This is a genomic window from Caldicellulosiruptor diazotrophicus (assembly GCF_017347585.1).
Lineage (GTDB): Bacteria > Bacillota > Thermoanaerobacteria > Caldicellulosiruptorales > Caldicellulosiruptoraceae > Caldicellulosiruptor > Caldicellulosiruptor diazotrophicus.
The window spans coordinates 793,234-810,371 of the sequence record NZ_AP024480.1 but is presented as its reverse complement, the minus strand read 5'-3'; the positions used below and the strand labels follow the sequence as shown (position 1 = coordinate 810,371).

Genomic DNA, 17,138 nt, shown 5'->3' with positions numbered 1-17,138 from the left:
TCTTGCTAACTTAAAGTTAAATTTACTTTTTATCAACATTGATTGAATAAAACTTATGACATAATTGAATCATCCCTTTATTACCATGAAATGTTATTTTAATTATAAAAAAAATCAATGTATAAATTAACCAAAAATAATTTAATTTTGAATTATCAATTTGTCTTATTAAACAAAAACCTTTTTATTTTGCTGGCTATACTTTTAATAAATATAAAATAACCCTCAGTGTCAATTTTATAGTTTGGCGTCACATTTTTGGTAATGACTATTATACCAAGGTTTCTTATCCCATTTTCATAGTCCTGATAGTAAAGCTCTTTAATTTTCCCCCTTTTATCCTTTACCTTCACCCACATATAAATTTGGGCATCTGAAAATATCCTCTCAAGTTCGTTTTCTGATTGAATTAAAACACCATTTATAGAAATCAATGTGTCACCCAGTTTAATTCCCATCTTTTCAGCAACGCTATTTTCTTCAACATACAACACCTTGATTGTATTCTCCTCTGCCTCAAATATTGATTTTCCCTCTTTTTGCTTTTTTTGCTGAAAAAGTATTATACTTTCATGAGCAATAGGAGCAAACAGAGCTGCCACCCACTTGAAAGCATAGACTTTATATGAAAATGCACTTAAAATAAACAAAACAATACTAAAAATGCTCAAAATTCCAGCACTCTTTTTGCTTATCACAGCTGGTTCATCTTCCACCGCTAAATCCCCGTATCCAAGCGCTGCAACAATAGGAGTCATAAGAAGCATAGCATTGGGCAAAAGATTCTGTGGTTTAAAAAGAGGCCACCATGTTGGTTCAAACAACTCAATTTTTACAACCTGCGTGGTGGTCTGATAGTTATACGCAATTATTACCATCGGTATAACCCAGAACCTTTGCATAAGGTAAGCACCTGAGGTTGAAAAAACACCTTCTTTTTTTCTTCTCTCAATCACAACAGGTATTGCACCACGAAAACCGTCCAAGAAAATTAAAAGACTTTCAACAAAATGGAGAATTGCAACAATTACCAATATCCCTGAGATATCAACAACCGGTTTTGTGAAGATGAGAGATATCACCGAAACAATTCCTGCTGAATATGAAAAACAAAGATACCTTGGATTTATGAGTGCAAGAATCAAAGCAATATACCAAAGGTACATAAAACTATCTACATCTACTACAATACCAAAAAATAAAGTAATTAAACTGACTATATAACCCCCTACAAGTCCTGCGATAGATGACTCCACAACTTTGTAGGTAAGGCTGACCCGGTTGTACCCGAGCACAGCCTGTTCAAATTCCTGTTCTCTTTTGTACAAAAAAGAAATCAATATTACTACTACCCAAAAATTCCAGCTAAAAAGAAGTTGAAATATACTCAGTCCTGTCAGTTCAAATATCTGCCAAAAAAACTTTAACATTATATGCACCTCAAATTTCAAAACTTACTCTTTGAAATTTCACTCTTTAATATCTCAATAGCTTTTTTCAGTTGCAAGTCTTTATCTATTGGAACATTCATTTTATCTTGATACTCCTTGGGCTGAGCTATCTTAATATCTGGCTCTATACCTTTTTTGTGAATATATGCTCCACTTGGCAAAAGATACTGACTCACTGTTATTTTTATTGCAGAACCATCTCCAAGGTCAAATACCTGCTGAACAACCCCTTTGCCAAATGTCTTATCACCAACAATTTTTGCCCTTTTTTGGTCTTTTAAACATCCAGCTAATATCTCTGAAGCTGATGCCGAATATTTATTGGTAAGCACAACAAGCGGTGTTACAGTGTCACCATTTTTGTATGACTTAAAATATTCTTTTTGATTGTATCTATCTTTAAGATACACAATAAGCTGTCCTTTTTTGAGAAAATTGCTTGCAATGTCAACAACAGACTCTAAAAGCCCGCCAGGATTAAATCTCAAGTCAATAATAAGTCCGCGGCAGCCAGAACTTTTGAGTTTGTCATAGCTATTGTAAAAGTCCTGTGGGGTATTTTCGTCAAAATTGGTGATTTTAATATAACCTATGTTATTTTCCAAAATGGAAGAAGATACAGTTTTTATTTTTACTTCATCCCTGACAATTTTAAATTCAATAGGCTTTGAGCTGCCATCGCGCAAAATTGTAACTGTCACACTTGTTCCTTTTGGCCCTCTCATTAAATTTACAGCCTTTTCTATATCTTTTGATGTCAAATTTATCCCATTTACTCTTATAATCTTATCCCCTGGTTTTATCCCGGCCTTGTATGCCGGAGAACCTTCAAATGGTGTTACAACTTCAATATAATGTTCGCCCGGCTCTATTGTCACTCCTATCCCAAAATACGTACCTTTACTTTGTATCATAAACTCTTCAAATTCTTTTTTGGTAAAATATTCTGTGTATGGATCATCGACACTTGCAGCAATACCATCTATTGCGCCGTCTACAATTTTTTGGTCATTTATATCCTTAGGTTCGTAGTAATATTTTTTCAAAAGCCATATAACCTTAGAAATCTTAGGGTCGGTTACTATTCTGTTTGTATACACAGGACTTCCAAAATAGACATAAGTGGTCACAATATATGTTACAATTGCGGTAATGAAAACTATTGCAAAAGTTTGAAGTCTTTTCTTCATTTCTTTTTCAGCTCCTTATCTTAGGAAATTGAGTGGGTCAGATATATCGCCGTTTATTCTAACCTCAAAATGAAGGTGAGGACCTGTTGCATACCCAGTTGCACCAACACTGCCTATTATTTCACCTCTTTTCACTTTTTGACCCACAGTAACGTTAATTGAAGAAAGATGACCATATAAGGTTGAAATACCACTACCATTATCTATAATGACAGTCTTACCATAGCCAGACACCCATCCGGCTAAAATCACATCACCGTCTGCTGCTGCTAAAACACTTGCTCCATATGGCGCTGCAATGTCAATCCCTGTGTGCATTTTATTTTTCTTCAAAATTGGATGAAACCTCATACCAAAATATGACGTTACCTCATAATACCCTTCAAGCGGCCATAAAAGTTTACCACCTTTATACATACGTTTTTTCTTTTGTCTTGCCAAAATTTCCTTTATTTTCTTAGAAAGTTCATTTGAAATTTCTTCAAGTTCATCAAGCATTCTTTCCAATTTATCTTGCTCTTTTTCAAGTTCCGACAAAAGCTTTTTCTTTTCATTTTGATCTGCTAAAAGAGAAGCTTGGTAGCTTTCAAGATCTTTTTTTTGTCTACTCAAATCTTCCTTTAACAGAACAAGTTCTTTTTTCTTATTTTTGATAGTCTCAATGCTCTTTGTGTACTCATTTAGTATTTGCTTATCATATTCAATTATATCGTTAAAAAGATACATTCTTGTAAAAAAATCTGAAAGGTTTTGAGAGTCAAGCAGCATTTCAATATACGATACAGAGACAGTATTTAGCTCATAAATACATCTTATTCTCTCTTTGAACTTTTCATAATACATTTCTTTCCTTTTTTCTTCTTCTTTGAGCTCAGCCTCTGTCTTCAAAATCTTGTTTTCAATAGATGCAATGTTTGCTTTTAAATTTCTTATTTTTCCTTCTACATCATCAATCTTCTTATCAAGCCCATCTATTTGAGATAAAACTTGCTGCTGCTGTTTTTTAACCTCTATTATCTTCTGCTGTGCCTTTTGCTTGCTCTTTTCAATAGACTTAAGCTTGCTTTGATACTCTTTTAAAGTACTTGACACAGCAGTTTCAAAAAAGATAACAAATATAAGCAAAATAGAAAAAATTTTGAGTCTGATTTTCAACAGCCAAACCCCCTCTTTTACAAAAGACAAAAGAGGCTTGATTTTTATGCTTTTAAATATCTTCTCAAAGAAATTAAACTTCCCAGTACACCCACCATGCTTCCTGTGAGTATAAACACTCCTAATATTTTGTACTTGTAAATAGAAATGTTGACAAAATCAACAAAGGTAATAGTCTGTGAAAGGTACCTTATTGCATAGTGATAAAACAACAGAACAATAGCGTATGCTAAAAGTGAACCTAAAATACCTATAATAAATCCCTCAACAACAAAAGGTCCGCTTATAAACCTATTAGTTGCTCCAATATATCTCATAATTGAGATTTCTTTTCGTCTTGCAAAGAGGGTTATTTTAATAGTATTGGCAATTATAAATATGGCAATTATATAAAGTCCCAAAATTAAAAGTATGCAAAAAAGATTTATTATCTTCAAAATCCTTTTAAGCTTTTCCACCGTCTCAGAAGGAAAATAGACCTGAGCAACACCATCTAACGTTTCTAACTCTTCTGCAAGCTTTTTAGTGTATTCAATCTTTACAGGTTTTACTACAAAGTATCCCCGCAGAGGATTATCCCTCTCAAGTCCTTCAAGCAAAAATGCATTTTTACCAAGCTTATTTTTCAAATCTTGCAAAGCCATCTGTGGACTTATGTATTTAAACTCTCGAACTAAAACATTTTTCCTCAAATAATCTTCAATTACAATAGCTTTTTCTTCCTGACCTTTTTGTAAAATTACCCTTATATCAACCGTCTTTTCAATTTGTTGCGAAATATAATTAAGATTAGCTCCTATTGCAATAAATATCCCAACCACAGTTAAGGCTGCTACCACTATAGAAATAGAAGCAGCAGCCATGGTCTTATTTAAAAAAATGTTTCTAAATCCATCTTTGCAAAAGTACTTGATTGTCTGAAGACTCATAGCTGTAAACTCCTCTATGCTGATCTTTTACAATTCTACCACAATCAATTGCTACAACCCTTTTTCTCATACTGTCAACAATCTCTTTTGCATGAGTGGCAACAAGTACAGTTGTTCCTCTTTTATTGATATCTTCTAGAAGTTTCATTATTTCCCACGATGTATCAGGGTCTAAGTTACCTGTTGGCTCATCAGCTACAAGCAAGTTGGGCTTATTTACAATTGCTCGCGCCAAGGCAACCCGCTGCTGCTCACCGCCTGAAAGTTCGTGCGGGTAACATTTTGCCTTGTGCGCAAGCCCTACCAAAGATAGAACATAAGGAACCTGTCTTCTGATGATTTTTGCAGGTGTTCCTGTTATCTGCATAGCAAACTCCACATTTTCATATACTGTTTTGTTGGGGAGAAGTCTAAAATCCTGAAATACTATTCCAATCTTTCTTCTGTAATATGGTATCTCCCTTTTCGGAAGCTGTGTGAGCTTGTACTCACCAACAATAATCTCTCCCTCAGTCGGGTCAATCTCTTTCAAAATAAGCTTTACAATTGTAGATTTTCCTGCCCCGCTTGAACCAACCAAAAATACAAACTCTCCTTTTTCAATGGTCAAATTGATATTTGTGAGCGCAAGCACCCCGTTTGGATATCTTTTGCTCACATTTATAAATTTTACCATTCTTTTCACCTGCAATTTTAAAATGTAATGTTACCTTTTGTATATTCTAAATATTGATTTACAAGCATAGCCATCTTGAAAATTATAGCATCTTCAAACCTTCTGAGGTCAAGTCCTATCATTCTTTCTATTTTGTCAAGTCTGTAAACCAGAGTATTTCTGTGAATATAAAGCTGTCTTGCTGTTTCTGATACGTTCAAGTTGCATTCAAAAAACATCTCAACAGTCTGTATAAGTTCTGGGTCAAAATCAGAAAGTTTTACATCCTTGAAGACCTCTTCCAAGAACATCTCACAAAGTTTTGTTGGCATCTGATATATAAGTCTTCCAAGACCAAGCTTGTGATAGCTTACGATGTACTTGTCCTTTTCAAAGATGTAGCCTATTTTGAGCGCTGCTTCTGCCTCCTTATAAGACATCGAAAGTTCTTTTATGTCATCAACAACAGAGCCAATTCCAATATATGCCTTGAGCAATAGTTCTGAGTTGAGTGTATCAAGTATAATCCTTGCAACCTTGTATGCATCCTCATCATTTGAACCTGGTTTTAGCTCTTTTATGAAAACCAGAATATTGTTGTCAAGCTGGATTATAAAATCTTTTGTACTCTTTGGAAATATGCTTGTCAAAATCTCACCGATGTTCACATCTTTAATCTCTTTTGCATTTGGAATATAAATAGCAAACACAACCCTTGTTGCACCTGTCGCAATGTGAAGTTCTCTTGCCTTTGTATAGATTTCTCCTGGAAGGATGTTGTCATACAAAAGATTTTTTATAAACAGCTTTTTATCGTACGCTGAAGCTGGCTCTTTTGCTTTCATCACAACAAGGTTTAACATGTCCAAAAGCTTTTCAGCATGAGGTTCTGTATTGTTTATATAAAGAACGTAGGTGTCTGTCTGGCTTCTGTAAACCTTGTATGTGCGGCCTTCAAATATCTCAAGGTCTGTATCAGTCTTTATCATGTCAATTGCAACCGTGTTTATCCTGTTTTGAGAAAGAGGATTTGAACTGTATATAACTCTACCATCGGCTTCAATATATCCAAATTCATCGTCGATGATGTCTTTTGCCTGCTCTAAAACATCAATAACCTTTTGTGTCATCATACCTCAATACCTCACCCTTTTCTCAATAGTATTTTATAACTCTATTATACTTTTTTTCTTTGCAGTTGTAAAAGGTTTTTGAAAACAAAAAGCCCCTGCCACAGCTTTACCACATGGCAAGGGCTTATTCTACTTTTGCTTAGTGAACAATAGCCTTCTCTGTTTCTTTGTCGAACAGGTGAATTCTGTTGACATCAAACGCAAGTTTGATCTTGTCGCCAGCTTTTGCTTTTGACCTTGGATCAACTCTTGCAATGAGGTTAAGCCCATCAACAACTACATACAGAAGTGTTTCAGAACCAAGCATCTCAACAACATCAACATGTGCATCAACAACAGCATCCTGAGCTGTCTGCAGGAATATCTCTTCATCGTGCAAATCCTCTGGTCTTATACCCATTATAACTTCCTTTCCAACATAGCCAAGCTCTTCAACCTTCTTTGCCTTTCCTTCTGGAAGTTTTATTGCGTTGTTTCCAAATACAACATATAAGTTCTTATCCTTTTGCTCAATCCTTGATTCAATGAAGTTCATCTGTGGCGAACCAATGAAACCTGCCACAAATAGGTTTGCAGGTTGTTCATACAGAACTTGGGGAGTGTCTACCTGCTGAATAAATCCATCTTTCATAACAACAATTCTTGTACCCATTGTCATAGCTTCTGTCTGGTCGTGTGTAACGTAGATGAATGTTGTTCCAAGCCTCTTGTGAAGCTTAGATAGCTCTGTTCTCATCTGAACTCTGAGTTTTGCGTCCAAGTTTGAAAGAGGCTCATCCATGAGGAATACTTTTGGCTCTCTTACAATAGCACGACCTAAAGCCACTCTCTGTCTCTGACCACCGGACAGAGCCTTCGGTTTTCTGTCAAGTAGGTGCTCAATTCCCAAAATCTTAGCAGCTTCATGTACACGTCTTTTTATCTCATCTTTAGGAAATTTTCTGAGTTTGAGACCAAATGCCATATTTTCAAAAACAGTCATGTGAGGATACAAAGCATAGTTCTGGAAAACCATCGCAATGTCTCTGTCCTTCGGTGGGACATCATTTACCAGCTTGTCCCCTATGTAGATTTCGCCTTCTGTTACCTCTTCAAGACCTGCTATCATTCTCAGTGTTGTTGTCTTACCACAACCAGATGGTCCTACCAAAACTATGAATTCTTTGTCCTCAATATCTAAGTTAAAGTCAGAAACAGCTGTAACACCACCAGGATATCTCTTGTAAACACCTTTTAATCTTACACTTGCCACTTTTCTTTAACCTCCTACACAGTATTGTATATAAACTTGTAATAAATCTTCTTCTAATATAGACTATACAATTATTTGCGATTAAAAACTATTGATTTTTTAAACAAACTTTTCAAAAACCTTTTAGATAACATGTCTAAACTATCTTACCAAAAACAAAGGCTGATAAGGAGCCTTTCCTTATCAGCCAAATTTTACTGCTACTGTTGTTTGGTTGCCGTATCAATCCCTTTTCTGAACATTCCCAGTACAAATATAAATATTGCTGCGCCAAGGATGGTTGGAATAATAGGAATACCAGCAATCACAGGTCCAAGTTTTCTGAAAAACGGAATATATGCTCCAATCCAAGACCCAACAAGTCCAGCAATCATAGCACCAATAAATCCACCTGGCATCTTGTATTTGGTTAGTGCATCGCCTATATACCCTGCAATTGCTGCAACAATTAGGGTCATTATAAATCCGAGCATAAGTTTTGACCCCCTTTTTGATGGAGCCTCTATTTATTTAGTATGAATACTTTTATCAAATTTAATCACTTGATAATATTACTAATAAAACCCCATCTTTTACCTCAACAATTGCTTCATCTTCAATAATAACATTTGACACACCATAAGGATTGCCAAACTTCATCACACCATTTTCTAACGAATAATACAAACCTTTGGTACAAATACCACTCACAGTTTGCGTGTATGGAAGCAAAGAAAGTAAGTGACCTTTTTTACCATGAATTTTTATTTTGTCTCTTGTCATCATGATTATATTGTTTTCATCTACTATTGTACCTACTATACCACGTTCAAGCAGATAATATAAAAGACTTATGTTGGCAAGAACATGGTCAAGTCTTTCGCCAGTGCAAGAAAGCATTACCACCTCGTCAAATCCATTTTCTGCCAAATACTCAATAGCAATCTGTGTATCTGTTTTATCCTTTTCACAAGGAAATTCCATTATTTGTATGCCATTAATTTTGAAATATTCTAAAATTCTTCTGTCTACAGAGTCAAAGTCGCCTATTATCAGGTTTGGAACAAAACCATATTTGTATGCCACGTTTGCTCCACCATCACAGCAAATTATAAAATCAGCATCTTTCATATGTTCATCATAAAATGACTTGCTTGCAATCTTGCCACTTGAGATTACAACACCTTTCATATCTTTTTCCCTTTCCTAACAATAAATTTTTAGAAAAAGCTTAGCTGACTTGTTTGAGGCAAGTCTTTCAACACTTTATACTGAGTCAAAATCTCTATTACCTGCTTGTTTAGCTTTGCACGTCTTATAAGGTCATCCACCGACAAAAACCTTCCTTCTTTTCTCGCCTCAACAATACTTTTTGCAGCTGCCACCCCAACATTTGGCAGAGCACTAAAAGGTATTAAAAGTCCTCCATCTTTTATGATGAACCTCTCTGCATCAGACTCATTCAAATCAACAGGGTAAAATTTTAGACCTCGTGCTAACATTTCATTTGCAATCTCAAGCACTGTCAGAAGGTTTTTGTCTTTCTGAGAAAGACTACTTATCCTGTTTTCCAAATCCCTTATCTTCTGCCTTATAGCATCTCTCCCCTTGATGATTGTTGCATAATCAAAGTCGTCTGCTCTGACTGTAAAATATGTTGCATAGAAAGCCTCCTTATAATGTACTTTGAAATATGCAATCCTGAACGCCATCATTACATACGCTGCAGCATGTGCTTTTGGGAACATGTACGTTATCTTTTTGCAACTCTCTATATACCAGTCCGGTACATTGTGAGCTCTTAGAAGCTGCTCATCCTCCGGCTTTAATCCTTTACCTTTTCTAACATCTTCCATGATTCTGAAACTGTCTTTTGGTGGAACACCCTTTTGAATTAAATATAACATAATATCGTCTCTTGTAGAAATTACCTCTTTGAGCGTTGCAATTCCATTTCTTACTAAATCCTGAGCATTGTTTGTCCACACATTTGTGCCATGCGAAAGACCTGAAATACGAACAAGTTCAGCAAACGTCTTTGGTTTTGTCTCAATTAACATCTGTCTTACAAATCTTGTACCAAACTCAGGTATACCGAAAGTCCCTACTTCACAATCTATGTCCTCAGGAGAAATTCCAAGAGCTTCTGTGCTTGTAAAAATTGACATCGTATCTTTGTCATCAAGAGGAATTGAACGCGGGTCAACTCCCGTCAAGTCCTGGAGCATTCGTATGACAGTCGGGTCGTCGTGGCCAAGAATATCAAGCTTCAAAAGTCTTCCTGAGATAGCATGGTAATCAAAGTGCGTTGTGATAACGCTTTTGTCAGTGCTATCTGCCGGATGCTGGATTGGTGTAAAATCAAATATCTCTTTGTCTCTTGGAACAATCATAAGCCCCCCAGGATGCTGGCCTGTTGTTCTTTTTACTCCTGTGCAACCCTGAGAAAGTCTCAAAATCTCTGCAGGATGAAGACTCAAACCTTTTTCTTCTGCATACTTTGTTACAAAACCATGTGCTGTCTTTTCTGCAACTGTTGATATTGTACCAGCTCTGAACACATAACCTTGTCCAAACAGTTCTTCTGTAAACTTGTGTGCAATTGGCTGATAATCACCAGAAAAGTTAAGGTCAATATCAGGTTCTTTATCCCCATCAAATCCCAAAAAGGTCTCAAACGGTATGTCGTGCCCATCTTTTTTAAGTTTTTCCCCACAGCGTGGACAGTTTTTGTCTTCCAAGTCATAACCACATCCAACAGAACCATCTGTTATAAACTCGGAATACTTACAGTGTGGACAAACATAATGTGGGGGCAACGGATTTACCTCTGTTATCCCACACATTGTCGCAACAAGAGAAGAACCAACAGACCCTCGTGACCCAACAAGATACCCATCTGACAAAGATTTAGATACAAGTTTTTGGGCAATCAAATACATCACCGCAAAACCATTCTTGATTATCGAATTCAGTTCCTTTTCAAGCCGTGCTCTTACAATTTCCGGAAGAGGGTCTCCATATATTTCGTGAGCTTTCTTCATTGTCATGTTGTATATTTCTTCCTCAGCACCCTCAATCTTGGGTGGGAAAGTCTCATCGGGTATTGGTTTTACATCTTCTATCATATCGGCAATCTTATTGGTATTTTCTACAACAACTTCATAACAAGCATCACTGCCAAGATATTCAAATTCCTTGAGCATTTCATCAGTTGTTCTGAAATAAAGCTGTGGGTCATTTTCAACATCATCGTACCCTTGGTTATGTTTTAAAATCTGGCGCAACACTCTCTGGTGTGGATGACAATAGTGCGCATCAGATGTCGCAACAACAAGCTTGCCAAGTTTTTTGCCAAGATTGTAAATCTTTTTATTGATTTCTCTTAAATCTTCTTCATCTTTTAAGTATCCTTCTCTAATCAAAAAAGAATTATTCTCAACCGGCATTATCTCAAGGAAATCATAAAATGCTGCTATCTTTTCTATCTCTTCCTCACTTTTTCCTTCTAAAAAGGCCCTGAAAATTTCACCGGACTCACACGCACTTCCTATCAAAAGTCCATCTTTTAATTGTATCAAAAGACTTTTGGGTATCCTTGGCCTTTTATAGAAGTATTCTAAATGAGAATACGATACCAGTTTGTAGAGATTTTTTAACCCCTGCTGGTTCTTTACAAGTATAGTTGCATGATAGCTGTGAGACTTGAGGTCTGCTTTTGCGTTTGACTCAATTGAATTAAATTCTTTTAACCATTTGTACCCTCTTGCTTTTAATCTTTCCACAAGAGAAATAAAGATACCAGCTGTTGTTTCTGCGTCAGAATCAGCTCTGTGATGATGTTTTAACTCTATATTTAAAAACTCAGCAACTTTGTTTAACTTATGAGAAGAAAGGTCTGTCAAAAGCCTTCTTGAAAGTTCCAGCGTATCGATATATGTATAGTCGAAAATAATTCCACACTCATGGTACGCCTTTTTCAAAAATCCAATATCAAACTGAGCGTTGTGCGCAACAAGAACGCTACCGCTCGCAAACTTTTCAAATTCTAAAATGACGTCACTCAGCTTTGGGGCTTTATCAACCATATCTTGGTATATGCCTGTTAGCTCTGATATCCTGACAGGGATTTTGCCTTCGGGGTCGACAAATGTAGAAAATCTCTCTGTTATTTGACCGTTTTCTATCTTCACAGCACCAATTTCTATTATTCTATCTCTCTGACTGTCAAACCCTGTTGTTTCAATGTCAACAACCACAAAGGTAGAGTCAAATCCTTGTCCTTCCTTAGGATTGTAAACAACTGGCGCGCCGTCATCAATAAGATAGCATTCCATCCCATAGATAACTTTGATATTACAGCTTTTGCTAGCCTCCTGTGCTTCTGGAAACGCTTGAACAACTCCATGGTCTGTTATTGCAACTGCTCTGTGTCCCATTGAAGCTGCCAATTTTATAATCTCCTCTGCAGAGCACACAGCATCCATAGCAGACATTTTGGTGTGAGCATGAAGTTCTACTCTCTTGTTATCGCTTGTATCAAGTCGCTGAGGTTTTTGACTTTTGTTTATGTTTTTAGCATTAACCACAACCGCTTTTTCAAAATCGTCAAATTCTACCCTGCCTTCAACCTTAACATAATCTCCAACAGAAATTGAAGTAGGAATTTTATCTTTCTTAGCAACAATTTTTACAAAGGTTGAATTTAAATAGTCTGTGATGTAAAGCTTGTATATGAGCACATTTTGGTTTTTAGTCTCTTTTATCTCAAGATTAAAAATTTCACCTTCGATCACGCAATCAGTACCAACTTTGACAAGAGAAATAGGAGTTACCTCTTTCTTTTCATCTATCTTTTTGCCAAATATAATGGTCGGGTCTGTCTCAACCTCATTCTTTTCACTTGTAATTTTTTCTGTTTCTTCTTTCTTTTCCTCGCTAAGCCTTAGATATTTTTCTACTTCTTGGTCTGTATCAAACTGGATAAAAAAGTCTTTAATCTTAAAATCCACGTCGCATACTATTCCGAACTCTTCAGACAGTATTTGCTTTACAAGCACATCTACTTTTCTTTCAAAAAGAATATCTCTGATACCATTTGGAACCAAAAAATCTAAGCCGCTTGAACTTTGCACAATCTCGCATTCTCTCAAAAAATGGCTAAGACCGTTACATCTTTTTGAAATCTTATAAAACAAAAACCATCTATATTTTTTCAAAAGTTCTTCCAACGTCAGGTTTCTGGTTTTGAAGAGTTTTATCTCAACATCTCTGCAACTTTCTAAAAGAGACTTGAATCTTTGTTCAATTCCAATGAGGTCAATATCTTTCAGGTTATCAAGGCTCTCAACATAAACCTTAAGATCCATACTTGATTTGTCAAACTCAATCTTAACAGGTTTTACTGGCAAAAATAGAGCCTCACTCATTGTCCATCCCTACTTTTTTTGAGATTGACATAACCTTTTATTATATCTGAATACATCTTCATCCGGTGCTGAGCACCTTTTATAAACCCAAGCTTCTCTTCCTTCATCACATGCGAAACCTTTGGCAGTGGTACTGTCAATACTCTTAAGTTAAACTTTTTGGCATACTCAGTTAAAATAATCTCTATTGCATACCCCAAATCTTTTATATCCTCGCGCGACTCTAAAATTTTTTCAAAAACCCATCTTTTTATCCCTCTCTGGCCTGACAAAAAAGGCGAAATCTTCTGGGCAAGGTCGGTGGAAAACCTGCCGTCAGAAAAAATTCCAATTGTCATGTCAGCCTGGTCTTCAAGCAAAGGTCTAATTAAATTTTCAACATCTTCAACCTTGAGATTTACAAGGTCTGCATCAAGCATCAATATTATATCTCCCTCTGTATTCTCCACACCGTAAAAAATAGCATAGCTCTTTCCTCTGTTTTTTTCAAGTCTTAAGACACTCACACCATTTTTTGCTGCTACTTCAGCTGTTTTGTCTACAGAACCATCGTCAATTACAAAAATCTCATCTACAAGTTTACACTTTTTTACAACACTAAGCACAGCACCTATTCTCTTTTCTTCGTTGTAAGCAGGAATAAGACAAACCACCTTCTTACACATATTTTCACCTCATCGAAAAATTAAGAAAGAGAATAGATTTCCTTTACAAGCTCATCTACAATCTCATTCTCTTTCACTTTCCTTATAATCTTGCCTTTCTTAAACAGAAGTCCTTCACCAGCTCCACATGCCACACCTACATCTGCTTCTTTTGCCTCGCCAGGGCCGTTTACTGCACAGCCCATTATCGCAACCGAAATGTCCAAGTCTAAATTTTGTATTCTCTTTTCAACCTCATCTGCAATCTTTAAAAGGTCAACATTACACCTTGCACAAGTGGGACATGATACTATCTTCACACCTTTTCTGAGCTTTAAACTTTTCAAAATCTCCTTTGCCACAATAACCTCTTTCTCTGGACTATCTGTAAGAGAAACTCTTATTGTATCACCAATTCCCCTCAAGAGAAGATAACCAATTGCAATGCTCGACTTCACAGTACCTGCAACAAAAGTGCCTGCTTCGGTAAGACCAACATGAAGAGGATAGCTGAGCTTTTGGGATAGTATTTCATAGCTCTTAATTGTAGTTAAAACATCTGAAGATTTAACAGATACAACAATATTGTCAAAGTCGTATTTTTCAAGAAGTTTTACCTGGTATATTGCTGCATCCACAATGGCCTCTGGTACAGGAGACTTATATTTTTGCAATATCTCTTTTGGAAGCGAACCAGAATTTGCACCAACTCTAATAGCAATCCCATACCTTTTGGCCTCTTTTGCTATTTCATGGACTTTTTTTTCATCTCCAATATTTCCAGGATTTATTCTAATCTTGTCAGCACCATTGTAAATAGCTTCAAGCGCGAGCTTATAGTCAAAATGAATGTCAGCAACAAGTGGAATGTGTATCTTCAGTTTTATTTTACTTATGGCCTTAGCACTATCTAAATCTGGAACAGCAACTCTTATTATTTCACATCCCAAACTCTCAAGCCTCAATATTTGATCAACTGTAGCTTCAACATCCTTTGTCTTTGTGTTTGTCATTGACTGAATTCTAATTGGCTCACCACCGCCAATATAAAGTTCTCCTATTCTAACTTTTTTTGTCAACAACTTCACCTTCCAGGCATTATAATATTCTTTATATCATTAAAGGTAACTATCACCAACAAAAATAGAAGAAGTACAAAACCAATTGTGTGAATAAGTGCTTCTTTTTCTCTGTTAAATGGTTTTCTTGCCACAGCTTCGTACAAATAAAACACGAGTCTGCTACCATCTAAAGCAGGAAATGGTATAAGATTTATAACACCCAAGTTTACTGAAATCAGCTGCATAAGCCACAGAATATTCAAAAGACCTCTAAACACGCTCTGTTTAAATCCGGCATTTGCAGCCTCGCCAATTGTCTTTACCATACCAACAGGTCCCATAATCTCAGATGCCGATACCCTTCCTGTTATCATTAACACAACACTATATATGGTCTCTTTTATCTCTGCATATGTTCCAAATAGCCCATAATAGATGCTATCTAATAAATTTTTACGTGATATTTTTGATGAAACGCCTATTCGTTTTGTTTTTGTGTTCGGGTCATACTTTGGCATTACCCTGAAAGTATATTGTTTGCCATCTCTTAAAATCTTTATTTCTATTTCTCTGTCTTTGTAGAGCATATTGTGAACAGCCAAATAAAAGCTTACCTGGTCCCAGACATAAACTCTATTTTTGTCAAGCGCAACAATCCTGTCACCACTTCTTATCCCAGCCTCATATGCAGGCATGTTTGGTTCTACCCTACCAATTGTGTTGGTTCCAAAACCAATAAAATAACCAATCCCCATCATGATTAATATGGCAAGAATAAAGTTCATAACAGGTCCCATCAAAACCATCAAAATTCTTTTGTGAACCTTTGCGTTGTTGAGTGCTTGTGGATGGTCAACATCCTGGTCTTCACCAAGAGGCTTTACATACCCTCCTATCAAAAATGCCCTCACAGAATACTCCGTCTCTTTTCCCTTTATGCTAAAGAGTTTGGGACCAAAACCAATTGCAAATTCTTCAACAAGTACACCTGAAAGTTTACATACAATAAAATGTCCAAATTCATGAACAAGTATCACTATTGTCAGCACAATTAAAGCCAATATAAGATTCATTAGCTTTTCTCACCTTCCACAAGATTTTTAAATTTCTGCCTTGCCTCCATATCAATTTCCAAAATATCATTAATGGATTCCACTTTTTGCCGCTCGTGACTTTCAATAATTTTAGCCACATAGTTCATAATATCAACAAAGCCAATTTTTCCTTCCAAGAAATATTTTACAGCCTCTTCATTAACAGCATTGAGCACAATCGGATAACTTTCTCCTTTTTTTGCACACTCATATGCAATTTTGAGCAAAAAGAATGTATCAAAATCAGGCTCTTCAAATGTAAGGTTTTTTATCTTTACAAGGTCAAGTGGCGCAGCTACTGCTTTGCCTCTTTCGGGAAAAGTAAGCGCATATTCAATCGGAAGACGCATATCAGGATACGATAGTTGTGCTTTTATAGACCCATCAACAAATTCAACCATTGAATGAATAATACTCTGAGGATGTATAACAACATCAATATCATCACATTTTTTATCAAAGAAAAACATAGCTTCTATTATTTCAAAGCCTTTATTTATAAGGGTGGCTGAGTCAACTGTTATTTTTTTGCCCATGGTCCATGTAGGGTGTTTGAGCACATCTTCTATATTGACGCTTTGTAAGTCTTTGAGTTTTTTCCCTCTGAAAGGCCCTCCCGATGCCGTAAGAATTATCTTTTTTACATTTTTTTTGTCTTCACCTACCAGGCACTGAAAAATAGCACTGTGCTCTGAATCAACAGGAATAAGAATAGGGTGAGAATCTTTCCCCTGTTTTCGAGAAATAATTTTTTTTATAATCTTTCCTCCTGTCACAAGAGTCTCTTTGTTGGCAAGAGCAACTCTTTTACCTGCTAAAATAGCCTCAATTGTTGGCACTAAACCAGATATACCAACAAGAGCATTTACTATCAAATCTGCTGCTGGATATGTTGCAACACTAATTAGCCCTTCTTGACCTGTTACAATTATTTTATCAGGAAAATTTTCTTTTAATAAAGTATAGTACTTCTCATCTCCAATACATAAAATGTCAGGGTCTAGATCTCTTGCCTGTTCAATCAAAAGATCTACATTTTTGTGCGTTGAAAGCCCCACAACTTTAATCCCAAGCCTTTTTGCAACATCTATTGTCTGAACACCTATAGACCCAGTTGACCCTAGGATGCAAATGCTTCTTGTCATATACTTCGCTCCTTTAAATGC

14 protein-coding genes are annotated in these 17,138 nt (G+C 36.1%); all 14 read right to left on the bottom strand.

What is annotated here, in order from left to right; genetic code table 11:
- Window positions 1–155: 155 nt before the first annotated feature.
- Entirely contained in the window at window positions 156–1,430 is a 1,275-nt protein-coding gene (locus tag CaldiYA01_RS03620) for a PDZ domain-containing protein (RefSeq protein WP_207181453.1), read from the bottom strand.
- A gap of 17 nt (window positions 1,431–1,447) precedes the next feature.
- The gene (locus CaldiYA01_RS03615) at window positions 1,448–2,641 is read right to left on the bottom strand and encodes a S41 family peptidase (RefSeq protein WP_207181451.1); all 1,194 of its coding nucleotides are present in this window, start codon (window positions 2,639–2,641) and stop codon (window positions 1,448–1,450) included.
- Window positions 2,642–2,656: 15 nt separating this feature from the next.
- Entirely contained in the window at window positions 2,657–3,796 is a 1,140-nt protein-coding gene (locus CaldiYA01_RS03610; RefSeq protein ID WP_207181450.1) for a murein hydrolase activator EnvC family protein, read from the bottom strand.
- Between the two features lie 44 nt (window positions 3,797–3,840).
- Window positions 3,841–4,725, bottom strand: coding sequence for a permease-like cell division protein FtsX (gene ftsX / locus CaldiYA01_RS03605; RefSeq protein ID WP_207181449.1), 885 nt, complete (start codon window positions 4,723–4,725; stop codon window positions 3,841–3,843).
- Window positions 4,682–5,401 carry a cell division ATP-binding protein FtsE gene (ftsE, locus tag CaldiYA01_RS03600; RefSeq protein ID WP_207181448.1) on the bottom strand — a complete coding sequence of 240 codons (720 nt, stop codon included), beginning with the start codon at window positions 5,399–5,401 and terminating at the stop codon, window positions 4,682–4,684. Before ftsE ends, ftsX begins: the two co-directional genes overlap by 44 nt.
- A 17-nt stretch (window positions 5,402–5,418) precedes the next feature.
- The gene (locus CaldiYA01_RS03595; protein WP_207181447.1) at window positions 5,419–6,513 is read right to left on the bottom strand and encodes a PucR family transcriptional regulator; all 1,095 of its coding nucleotides are present in this window, start codon (window positions 6,511–6,513) and stop codon (window positions 5,419–5,421) included.
- Between the two features lie 139 nt (window positions 6,514–6,652).
- The gene (locus tag CaldiYA01_RS03590) at window positions 6,653–7,765 is read right to left on the bottom strand and encodes an ABC transporter ATP-binding protein (protein WP_207181445.1); all 1,113 of its coding nucleotides are present in this window, start codon (window positions 7,763–7,765) and stop codon (window positions 6,653–6,655) included.
- 200 nt (window positions 7,766–7,965) lie between these two features.
- Window positions 7,966–8,238, bottom strand: a complete 273-nt coding sequence (locus tag CaldiYA01_RS03585) for a GlsB/YeaQ/YmgE family stress response membrane protein (protein ID WP_207181444.1) — start codon at window positions 8,236–8,238, stop codon at window positions 7,966–7,968.
- A gap of 61 nt (window positions 8,239–8,299) precedes the next feature.
- Window positions 8,300–8,935: a thiamine diphosphokinase gene (locus CaldiYA01_RS03580; RefSeq protein WP_207181441.1), complete on the bottom strand. Its 636-nt coding sequence runs from the start codon at window positions 8,933–8,935 to the stop codon at window positions 8,300–8,302.
- Window positions 8,936–8,964: 29 nt separating this feature from the next.
- Window positions 8,965–13,173, bottom strand: a complete 4,209-nt coding sequence (locus CaldiYA01_RS03575) for a PolC-type DNA polymerase III (protein WP_207181440.1) — start codon at window positions 13,171–13,173, stop codon at window positions 8,965–8,967.
- A complete protein-coding gene (locus CaldiYA01_RS03570) occupies window positions 13,170–13,838 on the bottom strand; it encodes a glycosyltransferase family 2 protein (RefSeq protein WP_207181438.1) in 669 nt (222 codons plus the stop codon). Before CaldiYA01_RS03570 ends, CaldiYA01_RS03575 begins: the two co-directional genes overlap by 4 nt.
- A 20-nt stretch (window positions 13,839–13,858) precedes the next feature.
- Window positions 13,859–14,905 (bottom strand): flavodoxin-dependent (E)-4-hydroxy-3-methylbut-2-enyl-diphosphate synthase, encoded by a 1,047-nt coding sequence (gene ispG / locus CaldiYA01_RS03565; protein WP_207181436.1) that lies wholly within the window; start codon window positions 14,903–14,905, stop codon window positions 13,859–13,861.
- Complete coding sequence (locus tag CaldiYA01_RS03560) at window positions 14,902–15,951, bottom strand: M50 family metallopeptidase (RefSeq protein WP_207181434.1); 1,050 nt, start codon at window positions 15,949–15,951, stop codon at window positions 14,902–14,904. The genes ispG and CaldiYA01_RS03560 overlap by 4 nt, the downstream gene beginning before the upstream one ends.
- A complete protein-coding gene (locus CaldiYA01_RS03555) occupies window positions 15,951–17,117 on the bottom strand; it encodes a 1-deoxy-D-xylulose-5-phosphate reductoisomerase (protein ID WP_207181432.1) in 1,167 nt (388 codons plus the stop codon). The genes CaldiYA01_RS03560 and CaldiYA01_RS03555 overlap by 1 nt, the downstream gene beginning before the upstream one ends.
- Window positions 17,118–17,138: the final 21 nt, after the last annotated feature.

Coding starts and splice junctions, on each gene's coding strand:
- CaldiYA01_RS03595 (WP_207181447.1), bottom strand. CDS start 6,513: ATGATGACACAAAAGGTTATTGATGTTTTAGAGCAGGCAAAAGACATC.
- CaldiYA01_RS03560 (WP_207181434.1), bottom strand. CDS start 15,951: ATGAATCTTATATTGGCTTTAATTGTGCTGACAATAGTGATACTTGTT.
- CaldiYA01_RS03585 (WP_207181444.1), bottom strand. CDS start 8,238: ATGCTCGGATTTATAATGACCCTAATTGTTGCAGCAATTGCAGGGTAT.
- CaldiYA01_RS03575 (WP_207181440.1), bottom strand. CDS start 13,173: ATGAGTGAGGCTCTATTTTTGCCAGTAAAACCTGTTAAGATTGAGTTT.
- ftsE (WP_207181448.1), bottom strand. CDS start 5,401: ATGGTAAAATTTATAAATGTGAGCAAAAGATATCCAAACGGGGTGCTT.
- CaldiYA01_RS03620 (WP_207181453.1), bottom strand. CDS start 1,430: ATGTTAAAGTTTTTTTGGCAGATATTTGAACTGACAGGACTGAGTATA.
- CaldiYA01_RS03580 (WP_207181441.1), bottom strand. CDS start 8,935: ATGAAAGGTGTTGTAATCTCAAGTGGCAAGATTGCAAGCAAGTCATTT.
- CaldiYA01_RS03570 (WP_207181438.1), bottom strand. CDS start 13,838: ATGTGTAAGAAGGTGGTTTGTCTTATTCCTGCTTACAACGAAGAAAAG.
- ftsX (WP_207181449.1), bottom strand. CDS start 4,725: ATGAGTCTTCAGACAATCAAGTACTTTTGCAAAGATGGATTTAGAAAC.
- CaldiYA01_RS03615 (WP_207181451.1), bottom strand. CDS start 2,641: ATGAAGAAAAGACTTCAAACTTTTGCAATAGTTTTCATTACCGCAATT.
- CaldiYA01_RS03555 (WP_207181432.1), bottom strand. CDS start 17,117: ATGACAAGAAGCATTTGCATCCTAGGGTCAACTGGGTCTATAGGTGTT.